The organism is Aquimarina sp. Aq78, from assembly GCF_900299525.1.
Taxonomy (GTDB): Bacteria; Bacteroidota; Bacteroidia; order Flavobacteriales; family Flavobacteriaceae; genus Aquimarina.
In genome coordinates this window covers 161,325-178,288 of sequence record NZ_OMKA01000001.1, presented here as the reverse complement: position 1 = coordinate 178,288, position 16,964 = coordinate 161,325, and the positions used below count along the sequence as shown (strand labels likewise).

The 16,964-nt window shown below is 32.4% G+C and carries 18 protein-coding genes; 9 read left to right on the top strand and 9 right to left on the bottom strand.

The features are described 5' to 3' along the window. Window positions 1-353 precede the first annotated feature (353 nt). On the top strand, window positions 354-719 hold the full coding sequence (locus DG435_RS00770) for a hypothetical protein (RefSeq protein WP_024769447.1): 366 nt from the start codon (window positions 354-356) through the stop codon (window positions 717-719). A gap of 108 nt (window positions 720-827) precedes the next feature. Here the strand turns inward: DG435_RS00770 and DG435_RS00765 are convergent, their stop codons facing one another. From DG435_RS00765 to DG435_RS00750, 4 genes are all read right to left on the bottom strand, one after another. Next, complete coding sequence (locus DG435_RS00765; RefSeq protein WP_106793006.1) at window positions 828-1,631, bottom strand: alpha/beta hydrolase; 804 nt, start codon at window positions 1,629-1,631, stop codon at window positions 828-830. Continuing rightward, window positions 1,618-2,493: an alpha/beta hydrolase gene (locus DG435_RS00760; RefSeq protein WP_106793005.1), complete on the bottom strand. Its 876-nt coding sequence runs from the start codon at window positions 2,491-2,493 to the stop codon at window positions 1,618-1,620. Before DG435_RS00760 ends, DG435_RS00765 begins: the two co-directional genes overlap by 14 nt. 104 nt (window positions 2,494-2,597) lie before the next feature. After that, window positions 2,598-3,188: an outer membrane beta-barrel protein gene (locus DG435_RS00755; RefSeq protein ID WP_106793004.1), complete on the bottom strand. Its 591-nt coding sequence runs from the start codon at window positions 3,186-3,188 to the stop codon at window positions 2,598-2,600. A gap of 118 nt (window positions 3,189-3,306) precedes the next feature. After that, a complete protein-coding gene (locus DG435_RS00750) occupies window positions 3,307-3,654 on the bottom strand; it encodes a 4Fe-4S dicluster domain-containing protein (RefSeq protein WP_024769451.1) in 348 nt (115 codons plus the stop codon). A gap of 66 nt (window positions 3,655-3,720) precedes the next feature. Here DG435_RS00750 and DG435_RS00745 point away from each other — a divergent pair, with 66 nt between their 5' ends. The 6 genes from DG435_RS00745 (at window position 3,721) to DG435_RS00720 (ending at window position 9,128) form a co-directional block, all read left to right on the top strand. After that, window positions 3,721-4,782 carry an acyl-CoA reductase gene (locus DG435_RS00745; protein ID WP_106793003.1) on the top strand — a complete coding sequence of 354 codons (1,062 nt, stop codon included), beginning with the start codon at window positions 3,721-3,723 and terminating at the stop codon, window positions 4,780-4,782. 232 nt (window positions 4,783-5,014) lie between these two features. Further along, window positions 5,015-6,079, top strand: a complete 1,065-nt coding sequence (gene serC, locus DG435_RS00740; RefSeq protein WP_106793002.1) for a 3-phosphoserine/phosphohydroxythreonine transaminase — start codon at window positions 5,015-5,017, stop codon at window positions 6,077-6,079. A gap of 69 nt (window positions 6,080-6,148) precedes the next feature. After that, entirely contained in the window at window positions 6,149-7,099 is a 951-nt protein-coding gene (locus DG435_RS00735; protein ID WP_106793001.1) for a D-2-hydroxyacid dehydrogenase, read from the top strand. A gap of 177 nt (window positions 7,100-7,276) precedes the next feature. Beyond that, entirely contained in the window at window positions 7,277-7,909 is a 633-nt protein-coding gene (locus tag DG435_RS00730) for a DUF937 domain-containing protein (protein ID WP_106793000.1), read from the top strand. Between the two features lie 234 nt (window positions 7,910-8,143). Then, entirely contained in the window at window positions 8,144-8,572 is a 429-nt protein-coding gene (locus DG435_RS00725) for a DUF6146 family protein (RefSeq protein WP_106792999.1), read from the top strand. 34 nt (window positions 8,573-8,606) lie between these two features. Then, the gene (locus DG435_RS00720; protein WP_106792998.1) at window positions 8,607-9,128 is read left to right on the top strand and encodes a DUF6787 family protein; all 522 of its coding nucleotides are present in this window, start codon (window positions 8,607-8,609) and stop codon (window positions 9,126-9,128) included. Here DG435_RS00720 and DG435_RS00715 read toward each other — a convergent pair. The 3 genes from DG435_RS00715 to msrA all read right to left on the bottom strand — a co-directional run bounded on the left by DG435_RS00715 (window position 9,125) and on the right by msrA (window position 10,647). Further along, complete coding sequence (locus DG435_RS00715) at window positions 9,125-9,424, bottom strand: hypothetical protein (RefSeq protein WP_106792997.1); 300 nt, start codon at window positions 9,422-9,424, stop codon at window positions 9,125-9,127. The genes DG435_RS00720 and DG435_RS00715 overlap by 4 nt on opposite strands. A 63-nt stretch (window positions 9,425-9,487) precedes the next feature. Beyond that, a complete protein-coding gene (folE, locus tag DG435_RS00710; protein ID WP_106792996.1) occupies window positions 9,488-10,084 on the bottom strand; it encodes a GTP cyclohydrolase I FolE in 597 nt (198 codons plus the stop codon). Between the two features lie 5 nt (window positions 10,085-10,089). After that, the gene (gene msrA / locus DG435_RS00705) at window positions 10,090-10,647 is read right to left on the bottom strand and encodes a peptide-methionine (S)-S-oxide reductase MsrA (protein ID WP_106792995.1); all 558 of its coding nucleotides are present in this window, start codon (window positions 10,645-10,647) and stop codon (window positions 10,090-10,092) included. Window positions 10,648-10,791: 144 nt separating this feature from the next. Here msrA and DG435_RS00700 point away from each other — a divergent pair, with 144 nt between their 5' ends. Both DG435_RS00700 and DG435_RS00695 read left to right on the top strand, forming a co-directional pair. Next, window positions 10,792-13,227 carry a DUF5916 domain-containing protein gene (locus tag DG435_RS00700; protein ID WP_106792994.1) on the top strand — a complete coding sequence of 812 codons (2,436 nt, stop codon included), beginning with the start codon at window positions 10,792-10,794 and terminating at the stop codon, window positions 13,225-13,227. Between the two features lie 55 nt (window positions 13,228-13,282). Beyond that, the gene (locus DG435_RS00695; protein WP_106792993.1) at window positions 13,283-14,149 is read left to right on the top strand and encodes an ABC transporter ATP-binding protein; all 867 of its coding nucleotides are present in this window, start codon (window positions 13,283-13,285) and stop codon (window positions 14,147-14,149) included. A gap of 119 nt (window positions 14,150-14,268) precedes the next feature. Here the strand turns inward: DG435_RS00695 and DG435_RS00690 are convergent, their stop codons facing one another. Further along, a complete protein-coding gene (locus DG435_RS00690) occupies window positions 14,269-15,105 on the bottom strand; it encodes a M57 family metalloprotease (protein WP_106792992.1) in 837 nt (278 codons plus the stop codon). A 692-nt stretch (window positions 15,106-15,797) separates the two neighbouring features. Then, window positions 15,798-16,640, bottom strand: a complete 843-nt coding sequence (locus DG435_RS00685) for a M57 family metalloprotease (RefSeq protein ID WP_106792991.1) — start codon at window positions 16,638-16,640, stop codon at window positions 15,798-15,800. Window positions 16,641-16,964: the final 324 nt, after the last annotated feature.

Sequence of the window (16,964 nt, the reverse complement as noted above, 5' to 3'; positions counted from 1 at the left end):
ATACCCCTTGAAGAACTTACCTCCTTAGGATAAGGAGGTAAGTGTTGGGGAAAACAAAAAAAGTAAGGGAAAAATTGTAATTGGAATACATGTCAAAGATAAAGAGGTTTAGTGCATATACGGTTACGGTTTTACCTCAAACTTTAGCCGGAATAGTAGTATAGATTAAAGATAGAGCTCTTAACTAATTGATAAACAGTAATTTAACACAAAACATCTTTGTGTGTTAAATTATACTAAATAAAAAAAACAAATATTTACGTAAATAAATACCTCGAATTGATTTCTAATAATTCAAGAAAAATTTAAATTTGCAATCATTAGTAGTTAATCATCTTTATAATATTACCCATTTGGAAAATAAAAAAGCAATCAAGTTAATCGATAAAATTCTGGTAGACCTGGAAAAAACAGGTATCAATACAGATGCACTAATTGGAGACCTTAAAGAATTAAGGACTTATGCTTTAGAAGAGCAAATACCACTAGTAGTAAAAGTTCTTAGGTTTACTTATGAACATATAGAAGAGAATAATTCTTTTCTCATACCAATTCCGGATGATGAACCTATAGATGAGGATACCGAAATAACAAACAATGAAGGAACTAAAGACCCAGTAGAGAGTCTTAAATATTTGGTATCACTTACAAAAAGTCTTAAAAACAGAACGAATATATCAGACTTAAAAGAGTATAGAGATGCTCTTATGGAGTATTAAATGGTAAGTTCTAAATAAACCATTTTCTTTATATTTTAAAAAAATCATAGATTTTACAGAAGCGCTACGTCTTTTTATTTAAGAATGGCGCTTCTCTTTTTAATATGATTAGTCATTTTTAAGGACATTATCAATTGTAGTAAGATACTCTTCAAATTTTATTAAGTCGTTATGCGATCCTTTTGGTATTGTAATTATTCTTTTATTTGAGGCTGAAATACTATTAAATAATAGCTCCCCCGATGCATAAGGAACTACTCTATCATCGGTTCCATGATAAATAGTGATATCACAAACTACATTCTGTATAAACTTATTAGACGGAATTTTATACCGTAATAACTTGTTCGTTGGAAAATAGGGTAGCCAGCTTTCTGCTACGTCATTCATATTGTAATAAGGAGTTTCTAATATCAAATGACCAGGTTGATTATCTGAAGCTACTTTTACTGCAATTCCGGTACCAATGGATCGTCCATAAATAGTTATTTGATCTTTGGGGTACAATTCTAAAACATAGTTATAAAACAATTGAGCGTCATCATATAATTTTTGTTCACTGATTTTTCCTGTACTTTTTCCATATCCTCGATAATCCATTATGATAATATCATAATTTTTTTTTGCAAAGAACATTGCTATTTCTCCCCAACGTTTCAAACTTCCTTTATTACCATGAAAATACAAAATCACCCCTTTGGGATCTTCATTAACAAAGCGAATAGCATTAAGACGACTATTATCGTTGGTTTTTAGAAAAAACTCTTCAAAAGGATGTTCAAATTGAAAAACAAAATCTGTAGAAAGTTTTTCTGGTTGAAAAATAATTTTTTCTTGAAAAAAATAAAGCAATACCATAGCAATACTATAGAGTGATATACTCCACAATAGTATTTTTTTAAGCTTGTGCATTTGCCTTTTTTGAAGAGTGCACAACACCAATACTTGTATTAGAAAGGTTTATCTTTCTCATTTTAGAATTGATAATTTCTTCAAGCATCTTATGGTAAGATTCGAAATTATTTAAATTTTTATGCCCTCCTCCTATCACAGTATACAATCGAGTAAGCTTTGGTCGAATTTTTGACAATTTAATACTTGACTTAAAAGGAATTAATTTATCATGAGTGCCGTGTATAATATGAATAGGGCAATTTACATACTTAAGCCATTTATAGGTTGGTATAGGATACCTCATTATTAAAGAAATCGGCATAAAAGGTATAAACTTTGCAGCAACCTTATTTAGGCTATAATATGGAGCATCCAATATCAACATTTTAGGATTATTAATAGAGGCAAGTTTTGTAGCAAATCCAGATCCCATTGAACGACCATATAGAATAATATATTCTTCCTTTACTTTATCTTTTATCTTATTGTAGACAAACTGAAGATCTCTTTTTATTGCTTTAAAAGAACGTCTGCCTGTACTTTTACCAAACCCTCTATAATCCAACATAAATACGTCATATCCGTGTCTTGTAAAGTCTACAGCAAATTTCCCCCAGCCTTTTATACTTTTAGAGTTCCCTTTAAGATATAGAACAACACCTTTTGGGTTTTCTACTTTAAAATGAAGACCATTAAGTATAGCCCCATCTCTTGTTTCCAGATTATACTCTTCTACAACCTGATTGTTATAATGAAATTCAAAATCCTTATCTAACTTCTCTGGTTTAAAAATAAAGTACTCCTGCAAATAATACAAGGTTATACTTACAATAACATACACTGCAAGAACACTAATTGCTATATATCCCCAATACGACATCCAATTATTCTTTTTTTGTAAGTATCTAATTTACAAAAAATTAAATTGAAGTATAAAAAAATCCTGCCGAAGCAGGGTTTTAAATACATATTATTTGTTAAAGTTTATCGTCGTGCATCATAAATTCTGAATCGAACCCCTACTCGTGCATAAATATCAAAGAATTTACTATTAGTATCTGTAAGGTTATCTACAAAATCGTTCATTACTCCTACTTCTGCCATAACATCAAACATCTCTCCTATCATTTGAGAAAAACCAGCTCCATACACACCACCTATAATCAAATTCTCATAGGCATCATCTTCTAATTCTACACCGTTTATTTCAAATTTTGTATTTACCCTAAAAGAAGGCCCAACATTAATAAAGCCACGAAAACGATCTTTACCATCACCTGTTAAGTATCTAAATTTTGGGTTAAATCCAACCTGTAGTGTTTCTGCATCACCTGTTCCTTCTATTTCGCTGGTACGTTGTAAAAGGTCTAAAGAAAAAACAATACTTGTTCTCGCTCTAACTCCCATTACATAGCCATATCCGGCATTAACAAAAAAACCGGTTCCACCCGTAGTTTCGTTGTTATCAAGGTTTAGTTTAGAAAAAGTAGCTCCGCCAGAAACTTCCCAGCGATATTGTCCATAAGAAACAACAGAAAGCGTTGTAAAAAGAATAAAAAAGATTGTTTTTTTCATGATTTCGTCTTTAGATTTGAGGTTGTAGTAGAGCGAAAATACTAAAAATTAAAAAATGACCATAAAAAAACCTGTCATATGACAGGTTTTTTTATGATCTATATTGAGATAATATCCTCTATTTATGCATAAAACCTTGTTTTTGCAATAAAAATTCTTCGGTTTCTACTATATCCTCATCAGGAATACAGCAATCTACAGGACATACAGCCGCACATTGTGGCTCTTCATGAAACCCTTTACATTCTGTACATTTATCAGGAACTATATAATATACTTCGTCACTTACAGGCTCTTGTGCTTCATCAGCATTTACATTTTTACCTCCAGGAAGAACTACATCTCCTTCTAAATCTGTACCATCAGAATACCTCCAATCATCAGCTCCTTCATAAATTGCAGTATTTGGGCATTCTGGCTCACAAGCACCGCAGTTTATACATTCATCTGTTATTATAATTGCCATAGCTCTTTTTTATTCTAAATTTGCAGCACAAAAATAGCTCGTAAACTAGTGATAAACAAATAAGAGATGTTATTAAATGACCGTATCAAAGCTTTTTCTGAATTAGGAAAGTTCCTTAACCAATTCAAAACTACTGGTTATGAGAAAGTTAATACCCTTCATCGCAATGATGATTTTTTTGATGAAATGATCCATAAAATTACTACTGCAGTACATCATAATGGATGGTTTACAGAAGAAAATGTGCTTTTTTCTCTACAGCAATGGAGTAATGCTCTTACCGAGAACAATTTGAAAGATTGGTTATCTCATTATTCATTAGAAAAAATAGAACCAAAAACTGTTGGTATTATTATGGCAGGAAATATACCATTAGTAGGATTTCATGATTTTCTTTCTGTACTAATTACAGGACATCATGTTTTAGTAAAACAATCCTCTAATGATAATCAGTTATTACCATTTATAGCTTCTTACCTAATAACAATAGAGCCTCGGTTTGAAGGAGCTATTAAATTTACTTCAGAAAAATTTAAAGGTTTTGATGCAGTAATTGCAACAGGAAGTAACAATACTTCTAGATATTTTGAATATTATTTTGGTAAAGTTCCCAATATCATACGTAAAAATAGAAATTCTGTTGCAATTTTAACAGGAAATGAAACTAATGAACAACTCGAGGTACTCGGCAATGATATTTTTAGATACTATGGATTAGGATGCAGAAGTGTATCAAAACTAATGATCCCAAAAGGGTATGATTTTGATTCTTTTTTTAAAGCTATTTATCCGTATCATGATATCATCAATAGTGCAAAGTATGCTAACAATTATGATTACAATAAAGCAGTTTATTTAATGAGTAATTACAAATTATTTGAAAATGGTTTTTTAATGCTCAAAGAGGATGAAAGTTATGCTTCTCCAATTGCTACATTATTTTATGAAACCTATGATTCTAAAGACCAGTTAAGTAATAAAATACAAAATGACAGTGAAAAAATTCAATGTATTGTAGGTTCTGATTTTTCTCCAGAATGTATTGCATTTGGGGAAACTCAAAATCCTCAACTTTCAGATTATGCAGACGGTATAGATATTATTGAATTTTTGACAAAAATTAATTGAATAATTTATCATTTTGACAATGCTTTTGTATCATATTATTAGCACCTTTGTGGTGTTTTTTCTAACTCTCTTTTTTGAGTAAAAGAAAAGATCACAAAACTATCTATTTAACAACAATTAAAAACTACTAATGAAACGGATACAATTAAAAATAATCAAAAACATAAATGTTTAAGGTATTTATAATTGTTAAAGATTCCATGTGGCCATTAAAAACAACAAACATTAGCACATGAAAAAACATAATTTTAGCGCTGGACCCTGTATTTTACCACAAGAAGTATTTAAAGAAGCATCACAAGCAGTGTTAGATTTTAACAATTCTGGTCTTTCCATTCTGGAAATATCGCATCGTAGTAAAGATTTTGTTGATGTTATGGAAGAAGCCCGCAGTCTGGCTTTAGAATTATTAGGTCTTGAAGGTAAAGGGTATAAAGCCTTATTTCTTCAAGGTGGGGCAAGTACTCAATTTCTAATGACTGCCTATAACCTACTACAATCAAAAGCAGGATACTTAAACACGGGAGCTTGGAGTGACAAAGCTGTAAAGGAAGCAAAAAAGTTTGGTGAAGTTATAGAAGTTGCTTCATCAAAAGATGCCAATTTCAACTTTATTCCCAAAAAATTAAATATTCCTACAGATTTGGATTATTTACACCTTACCAGTAATAATACAATTTACGGGACGCAATTAAAAGATTTTCCTACTACAGATATCCCATTGGTATGTGATATGAGTAGCGATATATTCTCCAGACAATTAGATTTTTCTAAATTTAGTTTGATTTATGCTGGAGCGCAAAAAAATATGGGACCTGCAGGAACAACACTTGTAGTTGTAAAAGAAGATATTCTTGGTAAAATAGAAAGGGATATTCCTTCTATGTTAGACTATCAGGTTCATATTAGCAAAGCAAGTATGTTTAACACACCTCCTGTTTATCCTGTTTATGTTTCTATGCTTACACTACGTTGGTTAAAACAACTTGGTGGAATATCTGCAATAGAAGAATTAAACGAAAAAAAGGCTAACCTTATTTATTCTGAAATTGATGTAAACCCTCTATTTAAAGGATTTGCTGCCAAAGAAGATCGTTCTTATATGAATGCAACTTTTACATTGGTAAATGAAGACCTTAAAGAAACTTTTGATGCCATGTGGAAAGAAGCAGGAATCAACGGAATCAATGGTCACAGAAGTATCGGAGGTTACAGAGCTAGTATGTACAATGCATTAAGCCTTGAAAGTGTTGCTGCTCTTGTTGATATAATGGGTGACCTGGAACGTAAAGCGTAAACTAACAACAATAATCATTAAGACAAGTCAAATTAATAGGACTTAATATTCAAAATTTAAAACTTGAAAATGAAAGTATTAGCAAACGACGGAGTATCTCAAAGCGGAATTAAAGCTTTAGAAAAAAAAGGCTTCGAGGTTTTAACAACTACAGTAGCTCAAGATCAATTAGTTAATTATATTAATGAAAATGAAATTTCTGTACTACTTGTACGAAGTGCTACCAAAGTAAGAACAGATATTATTGATAATTGTCCTTCTCTTAAGATTATTGGTCGTGGCGGTGTAGGAATGGACAATATTGATGTAGCTTATGCCCGAGAAAAAGGACTACATGTAATTAATACTCCAGCAGCTTCTTCTGGATCTGTTGCAGAGTTGGTTTTTGCACACTTATATGGTAGTGTACGTTTTTTACATGACTCTAACCGTAACATGCCTCTCGAGGGTGATAGTAAATTCAAAAACCTGAAAAAAGCATATGGTAGCGGTATCGAATTAAGAGGAAAAACCCTTGGAGTAATAGGTATCGGACGAATAGGACAGGCAACTGCAAAAATTGCAATTGGAGTTGGAATGAATGTTATTGCCTATGATCCATTTATTGAAGAAGTAGAAATACCATTAGAGTTCTTTGATGGACAATCATTAAAATTTAAGATCAAGACTGTATCCAAAGAAGAAGTTCTTAAAAATTCTGATTTTTTCACACTACACGTTCCTGCACAAAAAGAATATGTGATCGGGAATCCTGAAATCGAACAAATGAAGGATGGCGCAGGAATCATTAATGCTGCAAGAGGTGGAGTAATCGATGAAGTAGCATTGGTAGAAGCCTTGGAGAAAGGAAAATTAGGTTTTGCAGGACTTGATGTATTTGAAAATGAACCTAGTCCGGCTATCAAAATTTTGATGAATAGTAAAATATCGCTAACACCACATATTGGTGCAGCAACGGGAGAAGCTCAAGATCGTATTGGTCAAGAATTAGCCGAGCAAATTATTAAGATTCTGAACTAGACACAAAATATAAATTTCATATTAGTAAAGAGCCGTTTCAATCATTGAAACGGTTCTTTTTTTGCTCTTCATCCTATAAAATGGTTTTTCATCTTTTTTTTATCAAAATAAAATGAACTCTTAACTCTAATTCTAGTATTAAAAATGTAAATTTAGATTCATTAAAAAATATTTACAATGTCAGGAATTTTAGATCTATTAAATAGCCCTATGGGCAAGCAAATTATCAACGGTGTAAGCTCGCAAACAGGCCAATCCGAAGGTAAAACTGGAGATTTATTAAGTATGGCTATGCCTGTACTTATGGGAGCAATGCAACGAAATGCATCTACTCCTGAAGGAGCTTCAGGACTATTAGGAGCACTAACAGGTAAGCATACTGGTGGGATTTTGGATAATTTAGGAGGTTTATTTGACGGTGGTGTTGATCAAAGTGTTACTAATGATGGAGCCGGTATTCTAGGTCATATTCTTGGAAATAAACAACCTGCAGTAGAAAATGCTTTAAGTCAAAAATCAGGAATCGATGCCGGTTCTGTGGCTCAAATACTAAAAGTTGCTGCTCCAATTCTTTTAGGAGTATTAGGAAAACAAGCTAAACAAAATAACGTAAGTGATGCTAATGGATTATCAGGTTTACTAGGTGGTATGTCTGGTGGTGGTTCTAAGCAACAATCATTGATAGAATCTTTCTTAGATGCAGATGGTGATGGGAGTATTCTTGATGATGTTGCCGGAATGTTACTAAGTGGTGGTGGAAAGAAAAAAGGAGGTCTTGGAGGGCTACTAGGTGGTCTTTTCGGAAAATAATACTCCTACCCAATAATCAAATAATATAATTTTTATTATTTTGAATATATCAAAGAAAGGGCTTATTAGAGTTGTATGACTTTAATAAGCTTTTATTTTAACCAACTGCCTAGGATATAAAAAGATTATTAGTTTTATTGGTGCTCAAGAAATTGAGCAAGATCAAATTGATTTCTGGAATTTATAATTTCTACAACACTATGGTATTCTTTTTTTAGATATATTTATAAGGTTATGAAAAATTGTATTTATATAGTAATCTTAGGAATGTTCATTTATAGTTGTTCTACAACCAAAAACAGAAAAATGGATGTAGCCTCTACCGATACCGCTTCAGATACCGTAAGAATAGCAAATGATAGTCTGGAATATGAAATTATTATCATCGAACCTGGATTTAATGCATGGTTAGTAACACAAAGACCAAGAGGTTTCTATTCTGAGACATTTTTAGAAACCAGAAATCGCATATATGTTACAGAATATAATCAACGGGTAATGCAACCACAACGATTTGATCCTAATTTATATCTTCAGCAAATCAATTATCAATATGCAACTCATTATGGTTATGAGGTAAACTATCTTTTGTATAATTACTTTGTATATTTTGAGCAGCGCTATAGGCAACGATTTATTGCTACAAGAGGGCGGCGATTTTGATTTAAATTCTTTTTAATTATTGTACTTTTGCACTATGCAAAAATTTAAGGAACGCTGGGAAATAGAACGTAGTTGGCAATTAGTATTTCCCGTATTAGGATTACTCGGTTTAGTATTCTCTTCTTATCTGATTGGTAAGTATATTCTGAAATTATTACCTATAGATCAGACCGATAGCATCTATATTGGCACACTATCTGCTATAATAGTTTTTCTATTTTCGATATTCCTTTTCATTACTCTGAAGCTTTTTAATATTCTGGAGACAAAATGGAATGTTTCGTATCGATGGGAACTCATAGCAATCTTTATTGCGTTTGCGGTTACAGGATCTACTGCAGCTCGTATTTCTGATCCTATACTTACTTTTATAGGACTACATAGAGATACAACAAATGGATGGTTGTATTGGCCTATCAGAATACTATTGATATTTCCTATATATCAAATATTACTTATTATCGTAGGGTGGCTCTTTGGGCAATTTAAATTTTTCTGGGGTTTTGAAAAAAAGATGTTAAACAGAATGGGGTTTGCTCGTTTCTTTAAAGATTAAGAAATATCAACATCAATAATCTCTTTTACTTTTTCTTTTTTAATCACATATGTATATACCCACATTATCGTAAATGTTGGTATAATATCCATACCCGGTAGTGCTTCTTCTACAAATGTGAATACTCCGGCTGCCTTACCAACATTACCTTTATACATTCTGGTCATCAACCATCCCGCTAAAGGAGCCCATATCACATCTGCAAACTCCCCTACTCCAGGAATCACATAAGTAATCATCCCTAAGCCATCAAAAAGTAAACTTAATCCAAGTTTTTTATATTTATCTTTTGCCATATTTAATACATAATTTATAGTTTAATATACAATAAATAATGCAAAGAGTATTCCAAAAATTTGTTACCCTAAATCAGCCGTAATTAATCTCAAAAACTCTGATCGAGTTTCTATTTTTTCAAATTGCCCTCTAAAACCAGAAGTGGTTGTTACCGAATTTTGTTTTTGTACTCCACGCATCATCATACACATATGAGAAGCTTCAATCACTACAGCAACACCTTTTGGTTTCAATGTATTATTAATACACTCTAAAATATCATGTGTAAGTCGTTCCTGTACTTGTAATCGCCTTGCAAATACATCAACAATTCTAGGTAATTTACTTAATCCTACGATATGACCATCGGGTATATATGCAATATGTGCTTTCCCAAAAAAGGGTAACATATGATGTTCACACAACGAATATAGTTCGATATCCTTAACTATAACCATATCGTCATAGCCTTCTTTAAACATAGCACTTTTAAGAATTTCGGCAGGATCCTGATGGTATCCCTGAGTAAGAAACTGCATTGCTTTTGCTGCACGCTCAGGAGTTTTAACAATACCTTCTCTTTTTATATCTTCTCCAAGATCTTCAATAATAGATTCAAATTTTTCTTTTACTTCTTCTGTTACTTTTATATTGTATTCTTCAAAATGTTTATACGGCATAGCAATTAATTCTGTATTTCTTTTTTCAATTTATTTTTAAAGGTAGTATTTAATTTATTAAGTTTTGGATTTATCACGAATTGACAATATCCTTGACTACTATTTTGATTATAGTAATCCTGATGATATGCTTCTGCATTATAAAATGGCCCCAGTTTGGTTATTTCTGTAACTATAGGATCGTCAAAAACAAAGTCATCCTTAAGGGTTGCAATCATTTGTTCTGCTATCTGTTGTTGTTGCTCATCAACATAAAATATAGCACTTCGATACTGTGTACCACGATCTGCTCCTTGACTATTTAACGTTGTAGGGTCATGTGTAGCAAAAAATATTTCTAATAGCTCTTTATAGCTAATGAGATTAGGATCATATTCGATTTTAATCGCTTCAGCATGGCCTGTTCTTCCTGTTGTTATTTCACGGTATGCAGGATTTTTTATAGTTCCTCCTGTATATCCCGATATTACCTTATGCACCCCTTCTAAGCGCTGAAAAACTGCTTCTGTACACCAAAAACACCCTCCAGCAAATACTGCGATTTCTATATTATTTTCTTTCATAACTATATAGTCGTATTTTTTTTAACGAAAATACATATATGCATATCCATTTCTTGCTTTTTAACTTTTCGTTAGTACCACATCTCCTAATACAAGCCTAGTTTTGCAACTAATCAAAAAAAGTAAGATTTTTATTACAATTTTATGAATACACAACTACACTCAAAAGCGTATGCAGTATTTTTACTTTTCGTTACATTACAATCTTTTGCTCAAGAAAGAAAAGAAATTATAGCAGAAAGAATAAATAACCCTCCAAAAGTTGATGGTGTTCTTGATGATGAAATATGGAAAACCCTTCCGGCTCATGGTGATTTTCAAATGTGGCAACCCGGAAATGAGGGAGAAATACCAAAAGAAATAAGATCTGAAGTAAAAATGGCATATGACAATAAAGCCGTTTATTTTGGAGTCTACCTATATGATGATCAACCCGATACAGTGTTGCGTCAATTTAGCCAGCGAGATGATATATTTGTTCAGGCAGATCATTTTAGCATTGCCATAAATACCTACAACGATGGAACTAATGAAACTCGTTTTTTTATAACCAGCGCAGGTACTATTGGTGATGCAAGAGCTGATCAATTCAATGAAGATTTTAGTTATAATGTAGTTTTTGATGCCAAAGTTTCTTTTGATGACCAAGGATGGTATGCAGAATTTAAAATACCATATAATGCATTACGCTTTCCCGAAGTGAATATACAGGATTGGAGCATCAATTTTTATAGAAGATCTCTGAGCAGAAATCAGACTCATACCTGGAACTTTATTGATAATAAAATTGGTCAACGCACGCAGTATAATGGTTTGGTTAAAGGTGTAGAGAATGTTAATCCTCCTGTGAGGCTTACTTTTTTTCCGTTTGTGCAAGGTCTGGTCTCACAATCTGATGGAGACACCGAGACTGATTTTAGTGCTGGAATGGATGTGAAATATGGGCTAAGTGATAGCTTTACATTAGATGCTACCCTAATCCCGGATTTTGGGCAAGCAGCCTTTGATGAAGTTCGCCTTAATTTAGGTCCGTTCGAACAAACTTTTGGTGAAAACAGGCAATTCTTTACTGAAGGCACAGAATTATTTAACAAGGGAAATATTTTCTTTTCCAGGAGAGTTGGTGGCAAACCTTCTACATCTATATCTGATGATGACCTTAATGCTAATGAAGTTGCAGAGGACGCTCCTTCTAAAGTAAATTTGCTTAATGCATTAAAAATCTCGGGAAGGACAAAAGGAAATCTGGGTATCGGTTTTTTTAATGCTATTACAGAAAAAACAGAAATACGAATTACCGATACTATTACTGGAGCTGTGCGTAAAGAAGTAGTCGAACCGATATCGAATTATAATATTTTTGTATTGGATCAACAGTTTAATAAAAATTCTTCTGTTTCCTTAATAAATACTAATGTAACTCGTAGCGGTAGTGAGTTTAGAAATGCAAATGTAACCGGGTTGGTTTGGAACCTAGCTAATAAATCTAACTCGTATCGCCTAACCGGAAGATCTTTGGTTAGTCACATAAATTCTCCGGGAGATAATATTGGTGGTTTTGCATCTGAGCTTGATTTTGACCGTATCAAAGGTAAAATCAGGTATGGTTTTGGTCACGATTTGGCAAATACAACGTATAACATTAATGATTTGGGAGTCAATTTTAGAAATAACTTCAATAATTTCAGAGTCAGTGCGTCCTACCAAATCTTTGAACCTAAAGGATTATTTAACACCTATCGGATTAATGTTTTCGCAAGACATCGACGATTATATGATCCTAGCATTCAAACACAAAATTCTATAGGTGCCAATTGGTTTTTTGTGACCAAAAAACGATTTGGTTTTGGTGGTAGAGGATCTTATAACTCTAAAAATCAAGACTATTTTGAGCCTCGTATAGATGGAAGATTTGTTACTTTTAGTCGAAGTATAGGAGGAAGAATGTTTGTTTCTTCTGATTATAGAAAAAAATTCGCGTATGATATTAGTGCGGGAACCAGGCAGTGGTTTGATGACGGACAAAAAATATACAGAATAGAGGTTTCTCCTCGATATCGGTTTTCTGATAAATTATTAGTGATATGGAGATCAGAATATTATAATCGTCCAAACAATTTTGGGTATATCGATGATGATGGTACAGATGTATTTCTGGGGCAACGAGATATTATTTCATTAGAAAATTCGTTAAGTGCAAGTTATAATTTTGACCCATACAAAGCTGTAAATCTACGTTTCCGAAACTTCTGGAGTACAGCTGATTATTCTGATAATGTATTTTATATTCTAAACGAAAATGGCTCAAGGTCTCAAATTGATTATGATGTTTCAGAAGATAATCCAAATACCAATTTTAATATTTGGAATCTGGATTTGAGTTTTAACTGGAGATTCGCTCCTGGTAGTGAAGCTACCCTACTCTATCGCAATCAAATTTTTAATGATGATGAGCTATCTACATTAAATTATACGCAAAGTTTAAACAATTTGTTTAACAAACCTATCAAGCATACCTTATCGTTAAGAGTAGTCTATTTTCTTGATGTGAATAATTTAAAACGTTCTTCTAAAGGATAATCTTGGGGATTCTAATGATATTGATTACTTTCACTCCTTCAAGTATAGAAAACGGATGATCAAAGCTAATAATATTCATAAAAACTATGGAGACCTTCATGTTCTTAAAGGAGTAGATCTTCATATTAAACAAGGAGAAATTGTTTCTATTGTTGGTGCTTCTGGCGCAGGAAAAACTACATTACTGCAAATTTTGGGTACATTAGATAACCCCGGTCAAAAAGATGATTCTTCTCTAACTATTAATGAAACTGATATTTTTAAGCTTCAAGACAAGGAATTAAAAAATCAAAAATCAAAAAAGTTTTCAAATCTATTTCAGTTCTTTCTGATAGCATATGCTATCTTCGTTATTCTCTCATGGATTATCTCACCCGATATTTTTGATATATATATTAAAACAGCGATTAGGGTCGTACTCATTATTCCTTTACTAATTTTTGGTATCATAAATTTTATCAAAAAAAATAAAAAAGATAAGGGACTTTCTTCTTTTAGGAATGAACAATTAGGTTTTATTTTTCAATTTCATCAATTATTACCCGAATTTACTGCTCTAGAAAATGTTTGTATTCCTTCATTTATTAAAAAGGCATCACGAATTGAAGTAGAAAAAAGAGCCAAAGAACTCTTAGATTTTTTAGGGCTTTCTCATCGATATGATCATAAGCCTAATGAATTATCTGGAGGAGAACAACAACGTGTTGCCGTTGCCAGAGCACTAATCAATAATCCAAAAGTGATTTTTGCTGATGAACCTTCTGGAAATTTAGACAGCGAGGCTGCAGAAAATTTACATCAATTATTTTTTAAGCTAAGAGATGAATTTGGTCAGACTTTTGTGATTGTAACTCATAATCAGGAATTGGCTGATATGGCCGATAGAAAGTTGGTTATGGTAGATGGCAAAATTGTAGGATAAATTCAATAACAAATTACACCAGTAGTATACATACTGCTTTATTATAAAAATTCTATAAAAAAGGCTGCATCATGACGCAGCCTTTTCTTAATAAGTTTCAAAGTTCTTAGCAATTTTTATTAATACAAGTACTGTATTGCCGTTGCATCGTTTCTATTAAATCTTCCATTTTCATTTCCTGTTGCACAAGAAATCATTATAGAAGTTCTGTCGATACCTGTTGGAGTTCCTGGGATATGAATAGCTCCATCAGAACCTTGACCTTCGTTGCTACCATCACATGATCTTGCAAACCAGTCTGTATGACGTAAACCAATACAGTGGCCCATCTCATGAGTAATTACATGAGTAGCATAAGTAACACCATTGTTAGCTACTCTAGGTCCGATTCGTGCCCATTTGTATGCTCTTCCTCCAGAAGGGAATCCAGCTAATCCACCAGCTCCTAAATCACTTCTTACATATACTACTAAATCAGCAGCTTGATAATTAGTACCAAAGGTAAGTCTCATATTAAGAGAAGTATTTAAATTATTAAAATTAGCAACAGCTCTTTGTAAAGCTTGTCTTCCTGTATTAGAAAGCCCATTACCTCCACCTCCAGTGTAACCTAATACATCAATAGTACGATTACGGCTAGAAATAAGATTTCTTGTTCTATACTGCTTGTTTCCATTATCCAAAGATTCTAAACTTGGCTGATCAACAAGTCCAGCTACTGGCACACCTAAATCTGTACCATTAACAAAATAGTCTGCAGTACTTCCGTCTAGGTCAGTTACTGTTTTTACAGACACATTATTTGTATTAACCCCCATGCTTTCTAATTTTAGAAGCTGTTCTTTTGTAGGAACATTATCTATTTCATTTACTTCGGCAGCAACTTCTTCTTTTTGACAAGAAGTAATACATCCTGCCACGATAGCGCTAAGCGCTAATAATTTGATAGTTTTCATATTATTAAGTTTGTTAATTTGTGTGAGTCAAAAAAAACCAAAAGGTTTTCTATTATCTCGATTAAAAAATTAGATATTAAGAACCTTGAAACCTTAATACTAGTTAGAGTATGTAATCTTTATTGTTCTAAATGAAGCTGTTTAAGCATATCGTTAAACAGCAAAGCATAAACCGGATAGAGGCTAAAATGACCTCTTATTTAATCAAAATTTGGAAAGTATTTTTTGATTGTTCCTCAATAAGAATTTTTAAACTTCAATTTTTAGGTTTTCAAAATGGTCCCTAGAATCCTAAAATTATATTTAAAAAATATTCCGGTTTATAACTTTGTGCAACCAAGAATATAATCCATAGTTATCCTATAGACTAATATTTATTTACTAAAAACAAAATTGGAATTGTATTGAATAGTGTTTTCATAAGTCAAGAGTTTGTGTAAAATTAGTTGGTGCTAAATTCCATAAAAAAAGCGCTCAAATCAATAATTAGATGTCTTTAATCACGATTTAAGATGTCCTAAATCATGATTAAGGACATTCAAAAAAAAATCATTAACTAAATCAAATACACATATTTGCATAATTATTATTGATCAAAAACACCATATTTATATAAAAAAAATTAAACACGAAAAGACTGCCTTTTCAGGCAGCCTCTTCTAAAAAAAATCAAAGTTCTTAACTATATTATATTAATATAGATACTGCAGTGCAGTAACATCATTTCTATTTAGAGTTCCATTCATAGGGTTTCCTTGTGTAGGGCAAGAAATCATGAATGATGTAATATCAACTCCAGTTGGTGTTCCTGGAATATGAATAGCTCCATCTTGCCCTTGTCCTTCATTTTGACCATTACATACTCTTTGTTGCCAATCTGTATGACGTAATCCTATACAATGCCCCATTTCATGAGTAATAACATGTTGTGTATAAGCAACTCCTTGGTTTTTTACACTAGGTCCGATTCTTGCCCACTTGTAAGCTCTTCCACCAGAAGGAAATCCAGCTAATCCACCCGATCCTAAATCACTTCTTACATATACTACTAAATCAGCAGCTTGGTAGTTAGTACCAAAAGTAAGTCTCATATTAAGAGAGGTATTTAAGTTATTATATGTATTAACAGCTCTTTGTAAGGCTTGTCTTCCTGTGTTAGACAGTCCATTACCTCCACCACCAGTGTAACCTAATACATTAATAGTACGATTACGGCTAGAAACAATGTTTCTTGTTCTATACTGCTTCATTCCGTTATCCAAAGATTCTAAACTTGGTTGATTTACAAGTCCCACTACTGGGATACCAAGATCTGTACCATTAACGAAGTAGTCTGCGCTACTCCCATCAAGATCTGTTATCGTTTTTACAGATACATCTTCTGTATTAACTCCCATGCTTTCTAGCTTAAGAAGCTGTTCTTTTGTAGGGGTGTTATTTGTTTCATTTATTTCTGTAGCAATTTCTTCTTTTTGACAAGAAGTAATGCATCCTGTGACAATAGCACTAAGTGCTAATAATTTAATAGTTTTCATATTTTAAGTTTGTTAATTTGTGTAAGTCAATAAAAACCTTTTGGTTTTTATTATCTCGATTAAAAAATTAGATATTAAGAACTTTGAAACCTTAATACAATTAAGAATATGTAATCTGTATTGTTCTAAATAAGACTGTCTGAGTTATAGCCAAAACAAAGCATAAACCGGATCGAGGTTAAAAAGACCTCATATGAATCAAAATTTGGAAAGTTTTTTTGATTCTCACTCACTCAATAAGAAATTTTAAATCTCAACTTTTAGGCTTTCAAAATGGTCCCTAAGAATCCTAAAATTATATTTAAAAAAATTCCGGTTTATAAC

Excerpts from the sequence above, each read along its gene's own strand:
- DG435_RS00760 (WP_106793005.1), bottom strand. The coding sequence starts at position 2,493 with ATGTCGTATTGGGGATATATAGCAATTAGTGTTCTTGCAGTGTATGTT.
- DG435_RS00730 (WP_106793000.1), top strand. The coding sequence starts at position 7,277 with ATGTCAGGAATTTTAGATCTATTAAATAGCCCTATGGGCAAGCAAATT.
- DG435_RS00765 (WP_106793006.1), bottom strand. The coding sequence starts at position 1,631 with ATGCACAAGCTTAAAAAAATACTATTGTGGAGTATATCACTCTATAGT.
- serC (WP_106793002.1), top strand. The coding sequence starts at position 5,015 with ATGAAAAAACATAATTTTAGCGCTGGACCCTGTATTTTACCACAAGAA.
- msrA (WP_106792995.1), bottom strand. The coding sequence starts at position 10,647 with ATGAAAGAAAATAATATAGAAATCGCAGTATTTGCTGGAGGGTGTTTT.
- DG435_RS00735 (WP_106793001.1), top strand. The coding sequence starts at position 6,149 with ATGAAAGTATTAGCAAACGACGGAGTATCTCAAAGCGGAATTAAAGCT.
- DG435_RS00750 (WP_024769451.1), bottom strand. The coding sequence starts at position 3,654 with ATGGCAATTATAATAACAGATGAATGTATAAACTGCGGTGCTTGTGAG.
- DG435_RS00695 (WP_106792993.1), top strand. The coding sequence starts at position 13,283 with ATGATCAAAGCTAATAATATTCATAAAAACTATGGAGACCTTCATGTT.
- DG435_RS00700 (WP_106792994.1), top strand. The coding sequence starts at position 10,792 with ATGAATACACAACTACACTCAAAAGCGTATGCAGTATTTTTACTTTTC.
- DG435_RS00725 (WP_106792999.1), top strand. The coding sequence starts at position 8,144 with ATGAAAAATTGTATTTATATAGTAATCTTAGGAATGTTCATTTATAGT.
- folE (WP_106792996.1), bottom strand. The coding sequence starts at position 10,084 with ATGCCGTATAAACATTTTGAAGAATACAATATAAAAGTAACAGAAGAA.
- DG435_RS00755 (WP_106793004.1), bottom strand. The coding sequence starts at position 3,188 with ATGAAAAAAACAATCTTTTTTATTCTTTTTACAACGCTTTCTGTTGTT.
- DG435_RS00720 (WP_106792998.1), top strand. The coding sequence starts at position 8,607 with ATGCAAAAATTTAAGGAACGCTGGGAAATAGAACGTAGTTGGCAATTA.
- DG435_RS00690 (WP_106792992.1), bottom strand. The coding sequence starts at position 15,105 with ATGAAAACTATCAAATTATTAGCGCTTAGCGCTATCGTGGCAGGATGT.
- DG435_RS00685 (WP_106792991.1), bottom strand. The coding sequence starts at position 16,640 with ATGAAAACTATTAAATTATTAGCACTTAGTGCTATTGTCACAGGATGC.
- DG435_RS00715 (WP_106792997.1), bottom strand. The coding sequence starts at position 9,424 with ATGGCAAAAGATAAATATAAAAAACTTGGATTAAGTTTACTTTTTGAT.
- DG435_RS00745 (WP_106793003.1), top strand. The coding sequence starts at position 3,721 with ATGTTATTAAATGACCGTATCAAAGCTTTTTCTGAATTAGGAAAGTTC.